The 22,856-nt window shown below is 50.3% G+C and carries 19 protein-coding genes; 17 read left to right on the top strand and 2 right to left on the bottom strand.

Annotated features, from left to right (window positions below; all coding sequences use genetic code 11):
- Nucleotides 1-17: 17 nt before the first annotated feature.
- The 7 genes from DFP94_RS20800 (at nucleotide 18) to DFP94_RS20825 (ending at nucleotide 7,494) form a co-directional block, all read left to right on the top strand.
- Nucleotides 18-932, top strand: coding sequence for a ketopantoate reductase family protein (locus tag DFP94_RS20800; RefSeq protein WP_114498454.1), 915 nt, complete (start codon nucleotides 18-20; stop codon nucleotides 930-932).
- A 24-nt stretch (nucleotides 933-956) separates the two neighbouring features.
- Nucleotides 957-1,778, top strand: a complete 822-nt coding sequence (locus DFP94_RS20805) for a class I SAM-dependent methyltransferase (RefSeq protein WP_114498390.1) — start codon at nucleotides 957-959, stop codon at nucleotides 1,776-1,778.
- Nucleotides 1,779-1,855: 77 nt separating this feature from the next.
- Complete coding sequence (locus DFP94_RS25615; RefSeq protein WP_181873241.1) at nucleotides 1,856-2,029, top strand: hypothetical protein; 174 nt, start codon at nucleotides 1,856-1,858, stop codon at nucleotides 2,027-2,029.
- 131 nt (nucleotides 2,030-2,160) lie between these two features.
- On the top strand, nucleotides 2,161-2,490 hold the full coding sequence (locus DFP94_RS20810) for a YnfA family protein (RefSeq protein WP_114498455.1): 330 nt from the start codon (nucleotides 2,161-2,163) through the stop codon (nucleotides 2,488-2,490).
- Nucleotides 2,491-2,555: 65 nt separating this feature from the next.
- Complete coding sequence (locus tag DFP94_RS20815) at nucleotides 2,556-4,715, top strand: ATP-dependent helicase (protein ID WP_181873242.1); 2,160 nt, start codon at nucleotides 2,556-2,558, stop codon at nucleotides 4,713-4,715.
- Between the two features lie 40 nt (nucleotides 4,716-4,755).
- Nucleotides 4,756-5,556: a Nif3-like dinuclear metal center hexameric protein gene (locus DFP94_RS20820; RefSeq protein ID WP_114498391.1), complete on the top strand. Its 801-nt coding sequence runs from the start codon at nucleotides 4,756-4,758 to the stop codon at nucleotides 5,554-5,556.
- Nucleotides 5,557-5,733: 177 nt separating this feature from the next.
- Complete coding sequence (locus DFP94_RS20825) at nucleotides 5,734-7,494, top strand: alpha-glycosidase (RefSeq protein ID WP_114498392.1); 1,761 nt, start codon at nucleotides 5,734-5,736, stop codon at nucleotides 7,492-7,494.
- 638 nt (nucleotides 7,495-8,132) lie between these two features.
- On the opposite strand, the gene DFP94_RS20835 is transcribed toward DFP94_RS20825, so the two are convergent.
- Entirely contained in the window at nucleotides 8,133-8,525 is a 393-nt protein-coding gene (locus DFP94_RS20835; protein ID WP_181873243.1) for a CopG family transcriptional regulator, read from the bottom strand.
- Nucleotides 8,526-8,726: 201 nt separating this feature from the next.
- On the opposite strand from DFP94_RS20835, the gene DFP94_RS20840 reads away from it, so the two are divergent.
- The 10 genes from DFP94_RS20840 to DFP94_RS20890 all read left to right on the top strand — a co-directional run bounded on the left by DFP94_RS20840 (nucleotide 8,727) and on the right by DFP94_RS20890 (nucleotide 22,256).
- Nucleotides 8,727-10,451, top strand: coding sequence for an ABC transporter ATP-binding protein (locus DFP94_RS20840; protein WP_181873244.1), 1,725 nt, complete (start codon nucleotides 8,727-8,729; stop codon nucleotides 10,449-10,451).
- A gap of 282 nt (nucleotides 10,452-10,733) precedes the next feature.
- Nucleotides 10,734-12,062 (top strand): alpha/beta hydrolase, encoded by a 1,329-nt coding sequence (locus DFP94_RS20850; protein ID WP_147273872.1) that lies wholly within the window; start codon nucleotides 10,734-10,736, stop codon nucleotides 12,060-12,062.
- On the top strand, nucleotides 12,055-13,413 hold the full coding sequence (locus tag DFP94_RS20855; RefSeq protein WP_114498397.1) for an alpha/beta hydrolase-fold protein: 1,359 nt from the start codon (nucleotides 12,055-12,057) through the stop codon (nucleotides 13,411-13,413). Before DFP94_RS20850 ends, DFP94_RS20855 begins: the two co-directional genes overlap by 8 nt.
- Before the next feature lie 202 nt (nucleotides 13,414-13,615).
- Nucleotides 13,616-14,581, top strand: coding sequence for a LacI family DNA-binding transcriptional regulator (locus DFP94_RS20860; RefSeq protein ID WP_114498398.1), 966 nt, complete (start codon nucleotides 13,616-13,618; stop codon nucleotides 14,579-14,581).
- Nucleotides 14,582-14,814: 233 nt separating this feature from the next.
- Nucleotides 14,815-15,549: a ThuA domain-containing protein gene (locus DFP94_RS20865; RefSeq protein ID WP_114498457.1), complete on the top strand. Its 735-nt coding sequence runs from the start codon at nucleotides 14,815-14,817 to the stop codon at nucleotides 15,547-15,549.
- A gap of 176 nt (nucleotides 15,550-15,725) precedes the next feature.
- The gene (locus DFP94_RS20870; protein ID WP_114498458.1) at nucleotides 15,726-16,319 is read left to right on the top strand and encodes a TetR/AcrR family transcriptional regulator; all 594 of its coding nucleotides are present in this window, start codon (nucleotides 15,726-15,728) and stop codon (nucleotides 16,317-16,319) included.
- 142 nt (nucleotides 16,320-16,461) lie between these two features.
- Nucleotides 16,462-17,694, top strand: a complete 1,233-nt coding sequence (locus DFP94_RS20875; RefSeq protein ID WP_114498399.1) for an MFS transporter — start codon at nucleotides 16,462-16,464, stop codon at nucleotides 17,692-17,694.
- 419 nt (nucleotides 17,695-18,113) lie between these two features.
- Nucleotides 18,114-19,280 carry a winged helix-turn-helix domain-containing protein gene (locus DFP94_RS26335; protein WP_114498400.1) on the top strand — a complete coding sequence of 389 codons (1,167 nt, stop codon included), beginning with the start codon at nucleotides 18,114-18,116 and terminating at the stop codon, nucleotides 19,278-19,280.
- Nucleotides 19,281-19,382: 102 nt separating this feature from the next.
- Complete coding sequence (locus DFP94_RS20885) at nucleotides 19,383-20,681, top strand: MFS transporter (RefSeq protein WP_114498401.1); 1,299 nt, start codon at nucleotides 19,383-19,385, stop codon at nucleotides 20,679-20,681.
- 102 nt (nucleotides 20,682-20,783) lie between these two features.
- Nucleotides 20,784-22,256 carry a sensor histidine kinase gene (locus tag DFP94_RS20890; RefSeq protein WP_114498402.1) on the top strand — a complete coding sequence of 491 codons (1,473 nt, stop codon included), beginning with the start codon at nucleotides 20,784-20,786 and terminating at the stop codon, nucleotides 22,254-22,256.
- Here the strand turns inward: DFP94_RS20890 and DFP94_RS20895 are convergent.
- Nucleotides 22,253-22,840, bottom strand: coding sequence for a response regulator transcription factor (locus tag DFP94_RS20895; RefSeq protein WP_114498403.1), 588 nt, complete (start codon nucleotides 22,838-22,840; stop codon nucleotides 22,253-22,255). The genes DFP94_RS20890 and DFP94_RS20895 overlap by 4 nt on opposite strands.
- Nucleotides 22,841-22,856 lie beyond the last annotated feature (16 nt).

Here is a 22,856-nt window from a genome sequence, read left to right on the forward strand (position 1 = left end):
AAATCGGAGGCAATGACATGCGTATATTAGTGCTTGGAGCAGGCGGGGTTGGCGGTTATTTTGGCGGCAGGCTGGCGGAAAAAGGAGCCGAGGTAACGTTTCTGGTACGCAGCGGTCGCAAACAGCAGCTGGACAAGGACGGTTTGGTCATCCGCAGCGTAAACGGCGATGTAACGCTACGGCCCAATACGATCACGGCCAGCGATCCGGCAAATCCTTACGACCTGGTGCTATTTTCAACCAAAGCCTACCACCTGCAAAGCGCAGTGCAAGATTTAAAACCTTTTGTCGGAGAGCAAACGGTGATTCTGCCGCTTCTAAACGGAGTCGCGCATCTGCCGCTTTTAAAGAAGGAATTCGGGGAGGACCGGGTGATCGGGGGATTATGCTTTATTGAAGCGACCTTGAATCAGGAGGGACATGTCCTTCAAACCAGCAAAGATCACTACGTCAAATTCGGCGAGTTTGAAGGGAAGGATACGGAAAGAATCGCCGAGATCGAATCGCTCTTAAGTGGAACGAAGACATCTTTTATCCGCAGCGCTCATATAGAACGGGACATCTGGCATAAGTATTTATTCATCTCAACCATTGCAGGAGTCACTACGCTGATGCAAGCCCCGATCGGTCCGATTCGCGAAAGCGAAGGCGGGGAGAGCTTTATTCGCGATGTATTCTCGGAAACCGAAGCCGTGATGATCGCGCACGGTGCTCCGCTGGCTCAAGACATTGTAAACAAGCATATGGAAACGATGTGGAACTTGTCGTATGACATGAAATCCTCGATGCAGCGGGATATGGAAAAAGGATTTGCTGTCGAAGGAGAGCATCTGCACGGTTACTTGCTGCAAATGGCGAAAGAGCATTCCTTGGAAACCCCATTGATCCGAGCCATTTATCAGAATCTCCAAGTCTACGGGGTGAACGGGTAAGAAGTTTGAGAAGGGGGTTGAAAGATGATACCGGAAGGGAATTTGCAGAGCAATATCGAGCGGTTTTCCGGCTTTGCGGAGCTGTATGATCAACATCGTCCGGAGGCGCCGGAGCTTGTTGCGGATATTTTAACAGCTTACTTGGAAAAAAGACCTGAACTGGTGCTGGATCTGGGCTGCGGTACCGGCTTATCTACCTGGATATGGAGGGACCGGGCGGAACAGATCATCGGCGTGGAACCCAACGACGACATGAGAAGCAAAGCGGAGGAGAAAAGACGTGGAATTTCTGGATCGGACCATGTCTCGTTCGTCTCCGGCTATTCCAACCATTTGGGCGCTTCCGATGCCTCGGTCGATATCATCACTTGTTCCCAGTCGTTTCATTGGATGGAACCGGTGAGCACCTTGAATGAGGCGCATCGTGTTCTCAGACGGGGCGGGATTTTTGCCGCTTATGACTGCGATTGGCCGCCTGTATTAAGCTGGGAGCTGGAAAAAGCATATATGCAACTGACCGGCAAAGCGGATGAACTGATCGAACAAAGTGCTGACCAAGAGAAACAGGCGGTGAAACGCAACAAAAATGAACACCTCAGCTCGTTGGAACAGAGCGGGCTTTTTCGCTACACCAGGGAAATCGTGTTCCACAACAAGGAGACCTGCGATGCCGAGCGTTATGTTGGTTTAGCCTTAAGCCAAGGCGGACTTCAGACGGTGTTTAAGTTGGGTATGACGGAACTGAATCCGGAGATCGAGTCTTTCCGTCATCAGGCCCGGGAATATTTTAACGGAGAAAGCAAAGAGATTCTGTTTAGCTACAGAATGACTCTGGGAATCAAATAGAGCATTAAGACAAATTGTGATTTGTAGTGCATATATTACCCTGAAATGGAAAACATGGGAATTGAGGGGGTGATCATTTGGACATTGCACTCGATGCTGACCAAGTAATCAACAGGATTAAAGAATTGCAAAGAAACGGGGTCTCCGTCAGCAAAAAGCAAGTGAAGCAATCCGATCCTCAATTGATGCGAAGCGCTTTGTTTTATTTTCCAAGCTGGGAACATGCCTTGAAAAATGCAGAGATTGTATAGAATAATAAATCTTAGCCGATAAGTACCCGATAGTTCCGGGGCTTGTCGGTTTTTTCTTTGATACGGGCAGGAAGGGGAAGTATAATTTTAACTATATAAGAATCTTTCATTTCATGAAAAAAGGTGAGGTCATGATTCAATCCATCATTCTATTTGTGCTTGCCGGCATTGCCGAAATCGGCGGAGGCTATTTGATTTGGTTATGGTTGAGAGAAGGAAAGAATTATGGATACGGAGTTATTGGCGCTTTGATTCTTGTGCTGTACGGCATTATACCTACCTTGCAGAAATACCCTTCCTTCGGCAGGGTATATGCGGCTTACGGCGGGGTGTTCATTATTCTGGCGGTATTATGGGGATGGGCCGTGGATAAAAAAGCGCCGGATTTGTTTGACTGGATCGGAGCGGCAATTTGTCTTATCGGGGTTTCCGTCATGTTGTGGTGGCCGCGTTCATCTTGAATTTATTTCGGAGGAGCGTATGATTAGTAGATGACTACCGTAAGAATCGAAAGGGTACATCGAGCATGAGCGTAAACAGCATGACTTCATTTTTTGAACGGAAACATAGCCAGCTTGGCGTAGCATTGAACGAAATTCAGAAGCAGGCGGTGCTCCATACCGAGGGGGCCGTCCTGCTTCTTGCATCTCCGGGATCGGGGAAAACGACGACGATGATTATGCGGATCGGTTATTTGATTACCGAACAAGGCGTACAGCCTTCCCGGATCAAAGCGGTGACATTCAGCCGTGCCTCCGCGAATGATATGAAGGAACGGTATCTGCGCTTTTTTCCCGAACTTCCGCCGGTGCAGTTTTCCACGATTCATAGTCTGGCCTATGAAGTGGTTCGGGAGCATTTCCGCAAAACCGGGGTCCCCTATCAAATGATTGAGGGAAGCGGCGATCAGGAGCGGGCGGAACAGAAAGGGCCTGAGCAGGTCCCATTGCACAAGAAAGCCATTTTGCGCCAGATTTTTAAATCGGTGACCGGGGAAAATATGACGGATGATCAAATGGACGAGCTGACGACCTATATCAGTTATGTCAAAAACAAAATGCTCCCCCCGGAAAAATGGGGAACCGTGAAGACCGGGATTCCAAACGCCGAGGTCATCCTGAGTGAGTATGAGTCCTTCAAGCAGTCGGGGCACCCTAGTCTATTGATCGATTTTGACGATATGCTGACTTTGGGCAACGAGATTTTGGAGCGGGATGCGGTCCTCCTGGGAAAATATCAAGGGAAATACGATTATATTTTAACGGATGAAAGTCAGGATACGTCGCTCGTTCAGCATGCGATGATAGAAAAGCTGGCCCGTAAACACGGCAATCTTTGCGTAGTGGCGGACGATGATCAGTCCATCTATAGCTGGCGAGGAGCAGAGCCCACTTATCTGCTGAACTTCCGGGAGGCATTCCCCGGTGCGGCGATTCTGTTTATGGAGCAAAATTACCGTTCAACCCCACAAATCGTGAATACGGCTAATGAGTTCATTCGGCGGAACAAGAACCGGTATAACAAGAATATGTTTACGGAGCGGAGCGAAGCGGGGGAGCCGATCGGAATGAGGACCTTTGCCGACTACAAGTCGCAGACCAGGCATGTGGTGGAGGAAATCCGGAAATCGGACAAGCTCTCCGAAGTCGCGGTCCTTTACCGCAACAACTCTTCCTCCGTCGCACTGATGAACGCGCTGGACCGGGCGGGAATTCCGTTCTATATGAAGGATACCGATAACCGCTTTTTCTCCCACTGGGTGGTGGAAGATATACTGAATTTTATGCGGATGACCTTTACCGACAAGCGCCCGGACATTCTGGATAAAATTCATTTAAAGATGGCCGGGTATATCAGCAAGCAACAGATGGCGGCCCTCAAGGAAATTCAGAACAACGGGTCCGTCTTCGATAATCTGCTGAACCATGTGAAGCTGCAGGATTATCAGCGGGGGCTGATCCAGGCCAACCGGGACATTTTCCGTGAAATGAGCGGCATGCCGCCGCTGCAGGCGATCCGCGTCATCCGCGAGCGGCTCGGTTATGAGAAAGCCCTGGATAAAATGTGCGAATGGCTCGGGTTTCGCAAGGAGTTTTTGATCGGAATTTTGAACACGCTGGAAGATATCGCGGATACGCTGGACACGATGGAAGAGTTCGCGAACCGGTTGAAGGCGCTGGAATCGGCCCTGAAAACTTCGAAAAGAAGAAAGGACGCCAATGCCGTCACGTTATCTACTTTTCACAGCGCAAAAGGGTTGGAATTCGATAAAGTGTATATGATCGATCTGGTCGACGGCATCATCCCTTCTTCCGAAGATATTAAGAAAAACGCCACAGGCGATGAGGCGCTGATGGAGGAAGCCGTCCGCCTGTTCTACGTCGGGATGACTCGGGCCAAGTCGCAACTGGAACTGTTGACTTATCAGGAGCGTGATGGGGAAAAAGTCGCCGAGTCGCGCTTCGTCTCTCATATCCGGTCCATCGTGAAACCGGCGTCCGAGGGTGGAGAACAAGAGGTCGAAGCGGCCGCTTTTCTGGCGGGGGACCAAGTCCGGCATCGGGTTTTCGGGCAGGGTGAAGTCCGCAGCCGGCATGGCGACCTGATCGACATCGCGTTCGAGCAGGGGGTAAAGACGCTTTCCGTACAGACCTGCGTCGAGATGAGATTGCTGGAGCGGGTTTGAGCGGGAAATAAAACAAGGGAATAGACGGGAGGATAAGGCATTGGCTATAACAGTGAAACAGGTCCTGGAGGCTTTACGGGCAGGGGCGGATTATGATTCCTTGCCTGAAACGGTGGACCGACTCTTGGCCGGGGATGAGGATCACGCCGTTCAAGGCATCGCCGTCACGTTCATGGCAACACAAGAAGTGATTGAACAGGCCGCCGCTCAAGGGGCTAACTTGATCCTATCGCATGAAGGGGCTTTTTATCGCCATAGGGAGTCCGAAGGCTGGCTTGAACGGGATCCCGTAGGCCGGGATAAACGGAGTGCGATGCACCGTTCGGGCGTAACGATTTTTCGCCTCCATGACTACATACATCGGTACAAGCCGGATATGATTACGCAGGGACTGGTGGAAAAGCTCGGCTGGACGCCGCATGTCGATGCCTATTCAACGGTGTCTGTGACGCTGAGCCTTCCTCCCATGAATCTGCGCGACGTTGCCGGACATATCAAAGCCAGGTTGGGATTACCCTCCGTACGCGCAGTCGGCGACGGCTCCATGATCTGTACCCGCGTCGGTTTGTTGGTAGGCTACCGGGGAGGAGGGGATACGGCCATCCCGCTGTTCGAGAATGAGCAGCTGGACCTGATTATTGCCGGTGAAGGACCGGAATGGGAAACCCCGGAATACGTAAGGGACGCGGTCTACCAGGGGAAAAAGAAAGCCTTGATCCTGCTGGGCCACGCCCCGAGCGAGGAACCCGGAATGGAACTGCTGGCCGCGCGCCTGCAAAGCCTCTATCCGGAAGTGCCGGTGCATTTTATCGCCCAGAGTCCGCTTTTTCAGCTGTATTAATGGTCGGAAATAAGGATTGACACCCGGTATAAGCCGATCTATACTACCAGTAAATGGAGCACATCAACAGAAGGGCAATGCCTGACTTTTCATTCGAGCGAATGACGAGCACAACCCCGGGAAGGACTTGGGGATGTGCTCTTTTTTATTTTTATGAATCGAAGGAGGAAGAAAGAAATGATTAAGGAAGCCATTTATCATCGTCCCAAAAACAGTTACGCCTATGCATACGACGCCAACACGCTGCATATCCGGCTTAGATCAAAGAAGGACGACTTGACGGACGTGGAGCTGATTCATGGAGATCCGTACCGGTGGGCCGAAGGGCATATGCTGTCGGACAAATTGCCGATGGCCAAAATGACGTCCGATGAGCTGTTTGACTATTGGTTTATCGCGATCTCGCCGGAAAATAACCGGTTTGTTTACCAATTCGAAGTGACGGACGGTAACGAAACCTGGGTTATGGGCGAAATGGGATTCACGCAGGACCTGGAGGACAACCGGTTTTTCCGCTTTCCGTATCTCAATGCCATCGACGTGTTCGATGCGCCGGCTTGGGTGAAGGACACGGTATGGTATCAAATTTTTCCGGAACGTTTTGCCAACGGCAATCCGGAACGGAAGACCAATACGAACGGAGTATGGGGGGATGTCCCGAAGCCAGACAGTTTCTTCGGCGGCGATTTTGAGGGGATCATTCAGCATCTGGACTATTTGGCGGAGCTGGGGATTTCGGGCATTTACATGACCCCGATCTTCGAGGCGCCGACCAATCATAAATACGACACGATCGATTATATGAAAATCGACCCGCAGTTCGGCGATAAGGAAACGTTCCGGCAGCTGGTTAAAGCTTGCCATGAACGCGGAATCCGGGTCATGCTCGACGCCGTGTTCAATCATTCCGGGTACGGCTTTGCGCCGTTTCAGGATGTCCTTAAGAACGGAGCGTCCTCCCGGTACGCGGACTGGTTTCATATGATCGGCTTCGGGGAGGAAGAAGGGGATCATCCGGCTTATGAGTCGTTTGCTTTTACGGATAACATGCCTAAATTGAAAACGAGTAACCCTGAGGTAAAAGAATATCTTCTCGGCGTAGCGAAATACTGGATCGAGGAGTTTGACATCGACGGCTGGCGGCTGGATGTGGCGAATGAGGTGGACCATAAATTCTGGCGCGAATTCCGCAACACCGTGAGAGCGGCGAAAGACGATGTCTACATTATCGCAGAAATTTGGAATGACGCCATGCCTTGGCTACAGGGCGACCAATTCGACTCGGTGATGAACTATCCGTTTACCGAGGCGGTTATCGATTTTATTGCCAAGGGCAAGATCGGCGCAACGCGGTTCGGCAATTTGCTTACAAGCCATCTTCAGTTATATCCCGAAAATGTCAGCGAAGTGATGTTTAACCTGCTCGGCAGCCATGATACGGCGCGGGTTCTGACCCAGTGCGGGGATGACACCTCGAAGCTGAAGCTGGCCTTCCTGCTGCTCTTTACGTATCCCGGCAGCCCGTGCATTTATTACGGCGACGAAGTCGGCTTGACGGGCGATGGGGACGATTTTGCCTATTACCGCAGCTGCATGGAATGGGATCCGAAGAAGCAGGATCAGGATTTGCTCGACTCCGTCAAACGGCTGATTGCCATCCGCAAGAGCCATCCGGCCTTGACCGCAAACTCCCGGCTTCAGGTGTTGAAGAGTGACGATGCCTCCGGTCTGTTTGTCTTTTCGAGAAGTCAAGGCGACGAGGAAATTGTGGTAGCTCTGAATAACGGAGAAGAGCCGGTGACAGTTCCGGTGCCTTCCGATTGGCAAGCCAAGAAAATTTCTGATCTGTGGACCGGACAGGGTATCCCGTCGGAACCGGGAATTGTGGATTGTGTGTTGGAACCGAAACAATTCCGTATAATAACTATCAACAAATAAACAGTTTATTCACATTATTCACATCCCCGACTGTGCACAAGTATCGAATAACTGGATAACTATTAATAATATCTGGATAACTTTGTGGATAAGATGGTGAAATTCGTGGGGGTCCCGTGGAAAGCGGTGACAAGCCTGTCGTGGACCGGGAATATGTCGTGAATAACTTGCGGATTTCTGCGGCTAGGATGGATATCTAGCAACCATTTTTTTGGAAAATTCTCGAATATTTCACAAGTATCCATGGAATAGGAGATGGGGATAGGTACGGAAAGTCTTTTTCGGAGCCGGTTGGTTCGGGGATGTGTATAAATACAAAATCAGCTCCCAAAATGACTGATTTGGCCTAGTCGAGCGAGGATAGAGATTGTACCTTGTAAGTTCCATTGGAAAATTCCAACGAGGCTATCGATAAACAGCATTTTTCAAAGGTTATATTGGAAATATCCAAGTAAAAAGGGCCCGAATGGGCCCTTTTGCTTTAAACAGCCGAGCTTCATTGGAAATTTCCAACGAAGCTGCGGCAATTTGCGCTACGGTGCTAACTTCATTGGAATATTCCAATGAAGATGCCGTGCTCTTATATGCTTTATAACCTCGCCCTCCGGTTTTGATTCCGAATGCGGCGTCCACCTTCATTACTTCTCCTGCTGTAACTCCCGCAACCAATTTTTTACCGGTTCCGGTCCCCGGATCATGCCGAACACTTTCACATTCTCAAAGGTCTCCTTAGCCAATTCCAGCGTGACATCATTGGATAGGATAAGCGCCCCCACCAGCTTTACATTCAACCGTTTTCCGACGCTTTTCAGATCCTCCAGCTCGCTGCGGCTAAATTGCGCTACCCCGAAAACGAAAAATTTCTCCTGTTTATACTGGTTGATCTCGTGGCTGTGCGAATCGATTTGGTTACGAATAGCAATGCGAATAAAATCCGTCCGGTTGGAATAGAAGCCCTGATCGACCAGCAAATCGATTTGTCCCAGATCGACAGGCCCTAAATTGATCGTGATTTTCTCCAAATCTGCCATGCATCTTCCCCCAATCATTACAACTAATATGCCTGAAATCTTTTTACTCTGTCAACTCAAGACCTCCTTTGGCTAAAAAAACAATATTGCGCAAAATGGGGGATTGTGGTAGATTGGATTCCATACGGATGGTTTACGGATGTCCATGGGATGTTCAGTGGATGGTTCGTAAGTGATTTAAATATGGGAGGATTGACGCAGATGGAAACAAAATCTACGTTTCGTCGCTTGCTTGGCTATGCGTATCGTTACAAGTTAACTTACCTGATCTTAGGGATTACGATGATTGTCGGAGTAAGTCTCGATTTAGTCATCGCCTGGTACTTGAATCAGATCACCAATGCCGCGGTAGGAGCGAATTCCTCGGCATGGCCTTTTCTTATCGGTGCGGGGGCCGTAATTTTAGTATTTACCGTTATCAACGGCTATGTGGACATCTATTTCAAAACCCGTGTTTCCTCGAAAATCCGCAACGATATCCGGCTTGGCACGCTGGAAAAACTATTGTGTCTTCCTGCGGAGTATTACCGTAAAAATCATTCGGGTGAGCTGTTGTCCCGGCTGACCAGCGATAACCAGGCTATTGGCCAAGCCTGCAGCGAAACGCTGATTACGCTAATTCGCAACCCATTGCTTGCGCTGCTATCCTTCATTTATTTGCTGACGTTGAATTGGAAGTTGGCGTTGATTTGTATTTTTATCGGTCCGGTGACTATGCTGATCGGCGGATTGTTCGGCAAAATGCTTCGCCGAAACTCGAACGAACTACAGAACGCGATTGCCGAAATGACTTCCCGGATTCAGGAGATAATCGGGTCCAGCTTTGTTTTCAAATCATTCGGACTGGAAGGAAAGCTGCTTCAAATTTTCCGGGGTAAGAGTAATGAGGTGAGCCGGGTCGAAATTCACGGCGGGAAAATAGTCGCGTCCGTTACCGGGGCCGCAACCGGGATTGGCATTCTGGCATTTATAGTTACGTTTATTACCGGAGGGTATTTTGTCGCCCGGGGGGATATGGCCGTGGGCGGGCTGATTGCCTTTATTCAATTGATGAACCATCTGACCTGGCCCTTTACGGGATTGGCTTCGCTCTGGGGAGATCTTCAGCAGGCCATCGGCGCGGCGGACCGGATTTTTAAAGTGCTTGATGAAAAAGCCGAATATCACTCCATCCCTGAGTCTCTAGAGTCAAAGCCAGGTTTCCAAAGCATGGAACTTCGCCAAATCACCTTCGGGTATGACCGGGACCGTCCGGTATTGCATGAGATATCGCTGACAGTAGAAGCAGGTAGGACCATTGCCATAGTGGGACCGAGCGGCGGGGGAAAAAGCACCTTGTTCGGTCTGCTGCTCGGCCTATCCCGACCGCAGCAAGGGGAGATTTTCATGAACGGGAGAGAGGTGCGGGACATGGAATTACACGAGCTGCGCAACTATTTTTCCGTGGTGCCTCAGGAGAACTGCTTATATTCGGGAACGATCCGGGACAATATTGCGGACGGGAAACGGGGTGCGACGGAGGAGGAAATTATCCGGGCCGCCGCCGATGCCAATGCGATAGAATTTATCCGGCAGTTGCCGGAGGGGTTGGAGACGGAAGTAGGCGAGGGAGGTTCCAATCTGTCCGTGGGACAGCGGCAGCGGATTGCGATCGCCAGGGCATTGCTAAGAAATGCGCCGGTCTTGTTGTTGGATGAAGCCACTTCTTCGCTCGACAACGAATCCGAACGATTGGTCCAGGAGGCTTTGTCGCGCCTGAAATCCGAACGTACCGTCATCGTGATCGCCCATCGGTTGTCCACGATTCGCCAGGCGGATCAAATCTTCGTCATGGATCAAGGCAGGGTTATCGATCAGGGAACCCATGAGGAGCTTATGGCTTCGGGAGGATTATATGAAAAGCTGCATCACGGCCTCGCCGTGTGATTCGGCATAGGGATATGCGATTGGCAGCAACATACCTATGGTGCGCTATTACTCATGCTGTCGGCATAGATCTTTGAAACGCCTTACATTAAGATCTCTGGTATGAGGTCCGTATCGCCCTGAATTTTATCTATTCTTCTGCGTCTCCCGGCATATAGGTGCAATTTGACAAAAATAACGGTTAGGGAGTAGAATCCATTTAACGAATTACTTAAACGTATAAGTGAAATACATTAAACGTTTAAGTTATTCTAATATTGGAGAGGCAGGGTGGTTGTGGAAATGAAAATCGTCAAATTATCTAATGTTTATTCAAAGTATCTGGACAACTCTCGAGATATTTATATTTATTTGCCCCCTTCATATGACGAAACGGTCTCGAAGCGTTATCCTGTCCTGTACGCCCATGATGGACAGCATATGTTCGCCGCTGATGAGAAGGGCGGCTCGTGGGAGATGCACCATACTGCGGAGCGGCTAAGTCGTGAGGGTCATATGAAGGAAATTATTATTATCGCCATATCCTCTATATCCGATCAGCGAGTATCTGAATATTTTCACGATAATCCAGGGGTAGGGGAAGCATTCCATGCTAAATGCAAGGGGGAGCTATACGAGCTATTCGTAATCGAGGAGGTAAAGCCGATGATCGACGGACTGTTCCGCACTATGCCGGATCGGGAGAATACGGCATTGATCGGCTCTTCGGCAGGAGGTCTCATCTCTTATCATATCGCTTTCCGGAGACCGGACATATTCGGTCAGGTCGCGATAATGTCCCCTTTCTTCGTGCATGCGGTTGTGAACGAGCAAGGGGACGGGACGGGTAACCAAGACCCGATCAGCGAGATGAAAATTTACCGTCGCTTTTCGGGCAAGCCGTCTGTCCGGGTGTGGCTGGATATCGGCGGGGTGGAAGGTACGATTATGGTGCGGCATGTTCGGGAATTTGCCGATGAACTCATTGGGCAGGGCTTCAAGCCCGGGGACGATCTGATGTTTCTGCTGGATGCAGATGCAGGGCATTCCCAGGCGGATTGGGCAAAACGGCTGGCCAACCCGCTGCTTTATCTGTTCGGTTATATTGGTCGTCCTCAAAGCGTGGAAATTGAAGGCAGAAGGGAAATCGGTTTAAGGGGACAGAGGACGTATCTTTATCCAAAGGTAACGTTTAATACAGGCTTCCAGATGAGCCTGCTTACAGCCGAATATGCAGTCGATCATCCCAAAGTGTTGGAGATAGAAAAAGATGGCGCTTTGGTTCCTCTTACTGTAGGAACGGCTGAAGTATCTGTCCGGTATGAAGGTGTGACCTCCTCGGCCAAAATCGAGGTTGTCCCGGAATTGTCGGACATGGTGGAGATTGGAATTTGCGTAACCGTTCCTGCGGCCACGCCTGCCGATGCCCAAATACATGCCGGGTTTGAAATACCGAAGAAGCGGGAGGGGCTTTATCAAGGGCATTTTCTTTTGCCGCGGGACTTGGCCTTTGATATCAAAGTATCCAGGGGATTCGGATTTCACGAGAAAAGGGAAACGAGCAGGAGGTTCAACACTTCGGAATCTGCCAGCTTTCATTTCATTGTAGAGGAGTGGGAGCGTGATGAATAAGAATACTTGGGATGAGCGATTGCTGCGTATTCCCGCCTTCGTTTCCGCAGCGATGGAGCAGGAACGGGGAATGCACATCTATCTGCCGCCCGGTTATTATGAAGAGCCGAGCCGGCGTTATCCGGTCCTTTATATGCATGACGGTCAGGGAATATTCCATCCGAATCCGTTTTCCAATAGCTCTTGGAATGTTCATCTGACAGCAGATCGGTTAATCGCTGAAGGACTTATGGCAGAAATCATTATTGTCGGCATCGACAACCGCGGCGAGGAACGGTTAAATGAGTACGCCTTCGCTGTTGAGGACGGATGTATTCCGGGTGCCCCGGATATGGTGTGCAAAGGGGAATTATATGAGCGTTTTTTGATCGAAGAGCTTAAGCCCTATATCGATCAGTCGTTTCGCACCCTCCCGGGACGGGAGCATACGGCGCTGATGGGCTCGTCAATGGGCGGGCTCGCCACCTATCATATCGGCTTTCGCAATCCGCATATTTTCTCGAAACTGGGCATTCTGTCGCCTTATTTCATTCGATTGAATCCGAATACGCTTGAAGAAACCCGTTTCTATAACCGTTATACCAATATTAATAATTTGAACTTGTGGGTTGATATCGGGGAGGTCGAAGCGAATATTCTGGTCCGGCATGTAAGAGGAGTTGTTGGAGAACTGATTGCTCAAGGATATGCTCCCGGCGACAATCTGATGTTTCATGAGGTGCCGGGAGCAGCGCACACGGAGAAGGATTGGGCGGATCGGGTCCATCTGCCGCTGCTGTACTTTTTCGGCAATCCGGGAAAGCCGGTTGCCGCCAAGCTGCATGGGAGAACCGAAATCGGGCTGACGGGCATGAACTCTTGGCTGAACCCGGTCGTTACCTTCGACAGCGGCTTTGGAATGACCGACTTGAATGGCGTCTTCGAGACGAGTGATCCGTCACTTCTTGAAGTGAAGAAGGATGGAGTCGTGAGGCCGCTCAAAAAGGGAAACGCGCAAATCACTTACAGAGGCAAGGCGGGGGTGAATGCTCAGTCTGAGGTTTCGGTCGTTGAGCATCTGTCCGATGTTGTGAATGTGTCCATCTGCATACGCGTGCCGGTTAAGACGCCGGCGAAGGAAGCAATCCTGATCGGGAAGTTGGCCGTTTCGCGAATTTCCGAACAGCTATTCGGAGGCGTTTTCCAACTCCCTCGGGATATGGCTGTACGCTATAAAATTGTGACTGACAGCGGGGTACATGAGGCCGGGCCAAATGGAGAAGTTATTCCGTATCGCATTTCTCGATGGAATGGGGACGCGAAACTGGAATACCGGGTAGAGGGGTGGGAGAACCAGAATGGAGCTCTATGAATCGGAGGTTGGTTCTCTTATATGGGGTCAAATGCTGACTTATCTTGCACTTACCAATTTCGGTATTGTTCCAAGGAACAGAGGATTGTAGAGGTTGGATTAGGGGATATGGTATCATCCTAACAGAACAACAATTCTATAATGATTAGAAACATCCACAGGTTAATCAACGCTAGAGAAGAAAACCAATGAGGTGCCGACTGTGAAAAAAGCGACGATGAAGGATATTGCCCGTGAAGCTAACGTTTCGGTGGCAACGGTCAGCTATGTTCTTAACAAAGTGGATAATCAGACGATAACGGACGAAACGCGTTGCAGAGTGCTTGATACGGCCAAGAAACTGAACTACATTCCGAGCTTGACGGCGCGTTCGCTGGTCAAAGGGAAATCGGGCATGCTGGCCCTGCTCTTTAACCGCAGCAAGCAGGACGGCTATTGGAAGCAGCTTTACTACGGGATGCTGATCGAACGCACGGAAGCCATCTGCAAGCGGGAAGGCTATCATCTGCTTGTAATGGGGATGGACGCGGAAGAGCCGAATCTCGATATTGTGCAGCAGCGGGAGGTGGACGGGGTCCTTCTGGTCGACGTGAAGAAGGAGGTCTTCCGGGATATATCCGTTCAATTCAATATCGGAGTGCCGATAGTGCTGCTCGACAGCTATATCGAGGACCCGCTTTTTCACAAGGTCGTATTCGATTACCGAAAGGCATTCGCGCTTTGGAAGGAGCGGACGGGAAGAAGCACGGAACAATATTTCCTTGTTATGGATTCTTTTAATAACGATAGTCTGATGAATGAAATTATTGAAGCCGCGAATCTGGATTCGGATTCTATCTTCGTCCTGAGCGCAGACAACGGTGAGGGCTTGCCCGGATTTTTGGCAAAGCAGCATGGGAAGAACGGCGCCATAATCAATGAATTTGTCGGCATGCATGTTGCGAATGCTGCGCAGGGGATGGAGCTTCAATTGACCGTTTTTTGCACGAGCGGTTGCCCGGAGCTACTGCCGCCGGACACAAGCGCGCTGAGAATGGAAATAGACAGGAATCAGGTTGATATTGCCTTTCAAATTATGCAATTTTATATCGATTCGCGTTCAAAGGATAATAAACATCAGTATAGCAAAGCGGAATATGATCAGTATATTCATATTCCGCTGCTGTGAGCCGACAGATGTCGGCTTGTTTTATACTGATGACATCACTTCTGGTGGATTGATGTGGTAGGGTCGATTTTTGGCTGACGGCAAAAAAACGGTGACAAGATAGCAAAATAGCTAATGCAACAATGAAAAAAGGGCGATATTATACATATGTATACCATCCCTCTCCGGGAGTCTGGGAGAGGGACGCTAAGCCGATCTGGAAGGCTTCTATGGACAAGGGAGGATTTTTTATCATGTCGAAAATTAAAGTCACCGTGTGGAATGAATTCCGGCACGAAAGACATAATGAACAGGTTAAAGCCATTTATCCGCAAGGCATCCATATGGCGATTGCCAATCATCTGAATACTCAGGAAGGTTTGGAAGCAAGAACCGCAGTGCTCGATGATCCGGAACACGGCCTGACCGATGAAGTGTTGAATCAAACCGATGTTTTGCTCTGGTGGGGGCATCTGGCCCATGACGAAGTCAGCGACGAGATCGTAGAGAAGGTGCGCCAAAAGGTACAGGACGGCATGGGACTGATCGTCCTTCACTCCGGCCACGCCTCTAAAATTTTCCGCGCCCTGATGGGCACGAATACCGGGTCGTTGAAATGGCGGAGCGACGGGGAAAAAGAGAGAATCTGGGTCATCGAACCGAGCCATCCGATCGCAAAGGGACTGGGGGAATATATCGAAATCCCGAAGGAAGAAATGTACGGGGAACGCTTTGAAATTCCGGCGCCGGATGAACTCATCTTCATCTCCTGGTTTGAAGGCGGCGAAGTGTTCCGCAGCGGATGCTGCTACAAGAGAGGGCTGGGGAAAGTGTTTTATTTCAGACCAGGCCATGAAACATTCCCGATATATCACCAACCTGAAGTGCTCCAAGTTATCGCAAACGGAGTACAATGGGCGGCAAAATCTGAAGGAGCCAAAGTTTCATATGGGCGCGTGGCTCCTTTGGAGAATGTACGTCAGAATTAAGTCGGTAAGCTAGATTAATTGGGTGAATGACCGAGCGGACGCGTTAATTTGGTGAAAATGGAAGTACAGCGGCACTTGCGTGCGGCTGTACTTTTTGTTAAGATACAGAACGAATGTTCAGTATAAATGTCAGGGTCTATTTTTTTATTGCGAATTGCGAATGGAGTGGAACCGAAGTGAATAAAAAGCAACTGCAAAGCGAACAGACCAAAAAGCGAGTTGTCGACGCTGCCAGAAATCTGTTTGCCCAAAAGGGCTATAAAGCCACTTCCATCGAAGACATAGTCGCCGCAACGGGGAGCAGCAAGGGGAACCTTTATTATCATTTTAAAAGCAAAGAGGGTCTATTTCTCTATTTAATCGACGAGTGGGACCGGGAGTGGGAAGAGAAGTGGCAGGAGAAGGAGCCGATATACAAAACGACGACGGAGAAACTGTACGGTTTTGCGGAACTGCTCGTGCATGATGACCTAAATCACCCTCTAACCAAGGCGGCAGATGAATTTTTCAAGAGCGAAGAGAAAACGAGTGAAATTGAAGAGCGGATGGCCGAAATGGTCGAACGACATCTTCAGTGGAACCAACGCTTGATTCAGCAAGGCATAGATCGTGGGGAATTTCGGTCGGAAAGTGCTGGAGAACAGGCTGTTATTCTTGAAAGTTTATTGATCGGTCTGAGCCAGATGGCGCGGAAGAAAGACCCGGAAGCGGTGCTCGAGTTGTATAAGCAGGCGATGAAGGTATTCTTGTACGGGATAGCTGACAGGTAAATCTCAGGCATCCATAAAGTTTTTTAAAAAAACCGTTGTTTTGGTAAAATACAAAACGAACGTTCAGTATAAGTAAGAACAAAGGATGATCAACCTCCAATACGTCAGGCTGATCCATTTGCAGAATCCAGGAGGAATTTTTATGTCACTTATTTTAAGAAACAGGGGAGCCATGCTCCTGCTCATGTTGAATATATTTCTCGTTTTCACGGGAATAGGTCTCGTTGTTCCGATTATGCCTACCTACATGACGGAGCTTCATATCAGCGGGAGCATGGTAGGACTGCTCGTTGCGGCGTTCTCCCTCACCCAGCTGTTGTTCTCCCCCGTTGCCGGCAGGTTGTCCGACACCTTGGGACGGAAGAAAATCATTGTTGCGGGGATGATTGTTTTTGCACTTTCCGAATGGCTGTTCGGGGCGGTCAGTTCCCCCGTGCTGCTGTTTGCGGCTAGAATGCTGGGAGGAATCGGCGCTGCATTGATCATGCCGGCCGTCATGGCTTATGCCGCGGATGTGACGTCGAATGAGGAGAGAGCCAAAGGAATGGGATTCATCAATGCCGCGATTACTACCGGCTTTATTATCGGACCGGGAATCGGGGGATATATCGCGGAATTCGGCATTCGTGTTCCTTTCTATGCAGCCGCGGTAGCAGGTGCGGTAGCGGCGGTCATTACGCTGTTTATTTTGCCGGAATCGTTGACGGATGAGCAGCGGGCGGAGTCCCGTTCCGATGCTGCCCCGAAGCAGAGCCTGCTAACCCAATTATTGAACTCGGGCCGGGAAGTCTACTTTTTCAATTTAATTATCGTATTCGTGCTTGCTTTCGGGCTAGCCAATTACGAGACGGTATTCGGCCTGTTCGTGGATCATAAATTCGGCTTTACCCCCAAGGATATCGCATTTATTATTACATTCGGTTCGATTTCCGGCGCCGTCGTGCAGGTCACGGTTTTCGGCTGGATTTTGAACCGTTTCGGGGAGAAACGCGTGATATCGCTTTGCCTGCTTCTAGCCGGATTGTTCGTTACCCTGACGCTGTTTGTGTCCAGCTACTGGTTGATCGTCGCAGTTACCTTCATTGTATTTTTGTCGATCGATATTTTGCGTCCGGCGGTGGGCACGCAGTTGTCCAAGATGGCCGGGGAACAGCAGGGGTATGTTGCGGGGTTGAACTCGGCTTATACCAGTCTGGGCAATATCGCCGGGCCGATCATTGCGGGCTTTCTGTTTGATTTCGATGTCAATTTTCCATACGTGGCAGCTGCTCTTGTTCTGCTTCTTTGCTTCGTACTTTCTCTTAAAGCTGGTAAGAACCGAGGCTTGTCATCGCCCCGGGAAGCCGATAACAAGGTCAATATGTCCATGGAATAAGTTCGACTGCGACGGAAACAGAGCCTAAGCATAAATAGCGCCCTTTCAGGACCTTATTCCCTCAAATAGGCGAAGCAATAGGGAATAGCGTCCTTTTGGGGCGCTATTTCTCTGTAAATCGGTCAAAGGAGCTCCCAATGGTCGGGTTCCTCATAAATAAGGGCCCAGAAGTTCGCTATTTCTTGCAAACTACCCACAAAGCACAAAATAGCGACCAGAAAGGCCGTTATTCCGGCATAGCAGATTACGGAAAGGAAGAGCAACTAAATGGAAAGGCACAGCTCGTTCCATTTTTATAGATAAGTGGACATCTCCCGCGTTCATGTTCATGTAAATATCGGTATAACCATTTGTTGTATTATGTATTAAAATGGATAACAACTGAATCCGCTTCTTGATGTTGGAAAGGAAGAACCATCATGGCACAACTGATTTTCGATCCGGCCGGCTATACGGTGACCGAAGGGACGGAGAGCGTGGAACTGCTGGCTAAGGAATTCGCCCTGCTGCAGTTTTTGTATGAACACCGGGGTCAGGCGTTTTCGCGCGAGCAATTGCTGGACCGGGTTTGGGTGTTGGAATACCCGGTCGAGCGCACGGTCGACGATCATATTTACCGCCTGCGGAAAAAGCTCCATCACTGGAGCCATATCCGGATCAACACGATCCGGGGATACGGGTACAGCCTGATCATGGCCGATCCCAAAGGCGTGGACAATCCGTCCATGCGCGATGAAGAGATAAAGTCCGCTGTACTGGGGCTGTTTGAAAAATATCATTTGCTTGGGCAGGGAAAATCGATCATGGCATTGGCGGCTCAGCACGAAGTCCTCGGATTTGAGATCGATGCATTTTACCGGAGGTATATCCGGTTTATTCAAGCTGACATCAAGTGGTTTGTAGAGACGGGCGAAGTTCACCCACGGGAACGGTTATACTGGCTGCTCCTTCTTTACTGGGCGACTGCGCCCGATTCCGCCCGTGTGCTCGGCTACTGCGAGGCGGCGCTAAAGCAAGGCTTGATGACTCCGGAACAGCACAGGGAAATGGAAATCCTGAATATTCTCGAGGTATATGCCGATGCGGGACAGCCCGAGAAAGCTATCGAACGCTTTGTCCACACCCGCCGCGTGGTGGAGCATGACGGATTGATCGGCTTTGTCATGCCCGTCGCATTGATGGAAATGTACGTTCACTTGGTTGCGGGGAACTGGAACGAAGCCGACCAGACTTCGGCTAGACTGGAGCGTTTGCTCGAGAAGGAGCCATATATTAGAGAGATAGGCAGGTTTCGCGTGTTTAAAGGACTTCGGCTTCTCTCGGAAGGCCAGGAACGGGAAGCGGAAAAGTGCCTGGATGAAGGCCTGGAGGTGCTTGGGATGTCTTTGCATATTCCGCTTTATATAGCTGCGATTAACCAGATCAATCTGTTTTTGTGGCGTTACTATCCTGAGAGTCCATTGGTTCGCAAATATGCATCCTTATTTGAATCGGTCGAGAAGGAACACCAGTTGTTAACGCAACGCCAGGATCTGGAACAGTCCATCATGGAAATTCTTGCAAATGGAGCAAGCGGAATTAAGTAATTTAATCTGGTTTTTCCGGTTCTCGTCTGACAATCCTCTGATATAAATCAGTTATCCTGCAAAGAAAGAAACTGATTTGATGAAGGATGGAGGAATTAGTAAATGGCATCTATGTCCCGCTCCAAGTTGTGGTCGATCCGCAACTACCGGAGCATGTTTTCCGCCTACGCGCTCGCCTCGTTCGGCGACTGGTTCGACGCGCTGGCGATCCAGGTTTTGGTCGTTTACCGCTGGGGCATCGACCCGTTTTTGATCGCGCTTATTCCGGTATGCATGGCGCTGCCGTCCGTTTTGTTCAGCTCCTTTGCGGGTACGCTGGCAGACCGGGTACAACAGGCCAAGCTGATGATGTTCTGCGATCTGCTGACCGTACTCTTGACGGTTGGTGTGTTGTTCGCTCCGAATTTTGCATGGCTGCTGCCGCTGCTGGCCTTGCGGGCCATGGCCGGCGTGTTTCATGTGCCGGCCCAGCAGGCGCTGACCCGCCGGGTCGTTCCGGCGGATTTGCTGCTGCAGGCAACCTCCTATAACGGCTTGGTAGGTCAAGGTTCGAAGGTAGCCGGGCCACTGTTGGGGGCGGTAACGCTTGCCGCCCTGTCTCCGCAGGCTTGTATCGTGATCAATATGGGAGCGAGACTGTTGTCCGCCCTGTTGCTGCTGGGATTATGGCGCGCACCTCAAAATTCTGCGGTACAAGAGGAGAAGGTCGCTGCAAAAGGAAGGGCCGGGAAACAAAGTTTCTGGAGCGAATGGAAAGAGGGTTGGGTATTTCTTTGGCATCACAAAGTGGTGTTTCATACCGTGCTTTTTGGCTTTGTCGGTTTGGCGGCCATCTTGATGGTCGATTATCAGTTTCCGACCCTGTTTAAGTCCATCTCGCCCCAGGACGAATCGTTGACCGGCCAAGTAGTCGCTGCCATAGGAGCAGGCGCTGTAGGCGTAATCCTATTATTGAACCGGCTCGACAGGATCAGCTATGGCTGGGGACTGGGCGGAGGCTGCGGATTAATCGGAGTCGGCGTCGCGCTGCTCGGCTTATGCCCTCCGGGAAGCCATCTTCTTTGGCTGCTGGGATTTGGTTTGTTGATCGGAGTCGGCAATGGGGCATATATTCTGGCTCAAAATTATATTTTGCAAAAGGAAACCTCGCCGGAGGTCGTCGGTCGCGTGTTCGGCATTCAGAATACGATGAACAGCTTAGTGATGCTGACTGCGCCGCTGGCGGGAGGCCTGTTGATCAGGGCTGTTTCCGTCGGAACAGCATTTATGTCCATCGGCGTGGTGATGCTTGTGCTTGGTCTGCTTGGGGTTTTGTTCCGCCGCCTGCTGTGGCCTCATACCGAAGCTGCGGCAATTGGCTCTCCCGCATCTGAATCCGTCACGCTAAATCAGACCAGCTAGGTAAATCGTGATATTTTTAACAAATCCAAGCAGGAATTTATGAAAGTTACAGGGAATAATTAGAAAATAAAGCTAAATCTGCGATTTGAAGGAGTAAGTGAAGTGCGGATTATTTATATTCTGATGTTCCTGTCGCTATGGTCCCTGGGGCTGTTTATTTTACTGCACAGAACAAGGTCCAACATATGGATCGGATTAACGATCTTGCTTGGAGGTTCAGCCAGTTACGCGTTCAGCATGCATCTGTCAATTATGCCCGTGTTTGCTGACGCCGCGTGGCTGCCCCCGTTTATTAGCCGGTTACTGTACCTTTCGACGGTGATCGGGATGAACATCTATTTCTTTGTTCTGCCTTATGTTTTTAGTATGGGCGGCTTATGGCTTAATGAGAGGATGTCCTCCCGGTGGAAATGGGGTTTGACGGGACTGCTTTTATCGGGGATGGTGCTGCTGCTGGGAACCCATTTGCGGAACGGTCCCTGGAACATCTTTGAAATCGGCCGCTTCCGCTGGTGGGACGGCATGTTCGTCGCGATCGGCTGCTTTTTTTATTTGCTGGCTTACTTCCGCGAAAAAAATGAATTAAGAAGGCGCAGCCAACGCAGAACGCTGTTGTTTCCCCTCGTGATGATCTGGGCTTTTATGTCCGATTACGTTGGTTTCGACTATTTGGAGTTGGGCTGGTGGTCATTTGATCTGCGGAGCAACGGGATGTGGCAGGCCAACTTCATCGTGATCCTTGCGACCGTCGTCGTTGTTCTCTTCTTTACGATCCGTTACGGATTCCTCGGCATCAAGCTGCGAATCGAGCGGGAAAGGATCGATTATTCCATCCGTACCCTTACGATGGGCGTGTCCATTCTGAATCACTCCATCAAGAACGAGATTCAAAAAATAGACTATCTCGCCGAGAAAAGCAGGACTTTGCTCTCCACGGGGCAATCGGAAAAAGCCGTCCAAACAATCGGCCAAGTCCACGGCCTGACGGCCCATCTGCTTCATATGGTAAACCGGATCAAGGAAAAAGCGGAGGATGTGGTGCTGGATGAGAACGAGCATGAGGTCCGTAAGCTGTTGGACGATGCCTTGACCTCCAGCGGAACCCTTACGGAGAATGGTGAGGTCACCCTGTCCGTTTCTTATGGAGCCGAGGGAATACTGACCTGCGATGCGGTGCATATCAGAGAGACTCTCTCGAATCTGATCCGCAATGCCATCGATGCGATGCCGCCCGGCGGTGGAGTGGTGGAACTGCATACCTCGGCAATCCGGAAGGAATTCAGGATCGAGGTCAGAGACAATGGAGCGGGCATCCCCCCGGAACATCTGGCGAAAATCTTCGAACCGTTCTTTACCACCAAGAAAAACGCGCTCAATTACGGGCTCGGGCTCTCCTATTGCAGCAGCGTGATGTCCAAACACGGAGGCAGGCTTTCCGTGGCCGAAAGCGAACCCGGCAAAGGAACGACGATTATGCTTCATTTTCCAAAATACAAATTCAAACCCGAGTCTCCGGCGCCAAGCCTCAAATTTCCGAGAGAGCACCGCCGACTGGACCCTCTGAATCCTTCTTAATCCATCTTGAAATGGGTAAGTTTGTTCTTGATACTGCGCAACTGGGTTTTGATCGTGTTGGTCGATTTGTGCAGGCGTTCGGAAATTTCCCGTTTGCTCATTCCGCTCCGGCGCAGCTCAAACACCTCGCGTTCGGTCGGTGACAGTTCCATCAGTTGAACTTCGCTCCGCATCGCCCGTGCGGCATCGGGATGTATGGAAGCCCGGCCGCTATTGGCCTCGCGGATCGCATGCAAGATATCCCGGTAGCTCGACTTGTTTATGTAATTCATAGCGCCTAGCCGGAAAGACTTCATAATCACTTCGGCTTCGGTTATGGAAGTAAGCATGATGATTTTTACGGAGCGGTTCCGGTCCTGGTGCAGAATTTGCTCGGCGGCGTCCAGTCCGTCCAGATTGTTGCCCGTCAGGTTGATATCCATCAGAATCACGTCCAGATCCTGGTGCGAAGCCAGTTCAATGGCTTCCTCCTTGGTTGCGGCGACCCCGGCCACAACGATGTCAGGCTCGTCTGCCAAATCTCCACTAATATGTTCTCGCCAAAAGGAATCGTCCTCCACCAGCATGACCCGAATTCGCTCCATGAATATAAACCCCTCC

The organism is Fontibacillus phaseoli (assembly GCF_003337355.1).
Classification (GTDB): domain Bacteria; phylum Bacillota; class Bacilli; order Paenibacillales; family Paenibacillaceae; genus Fontibacillus; species Fontibacillus phaseoli.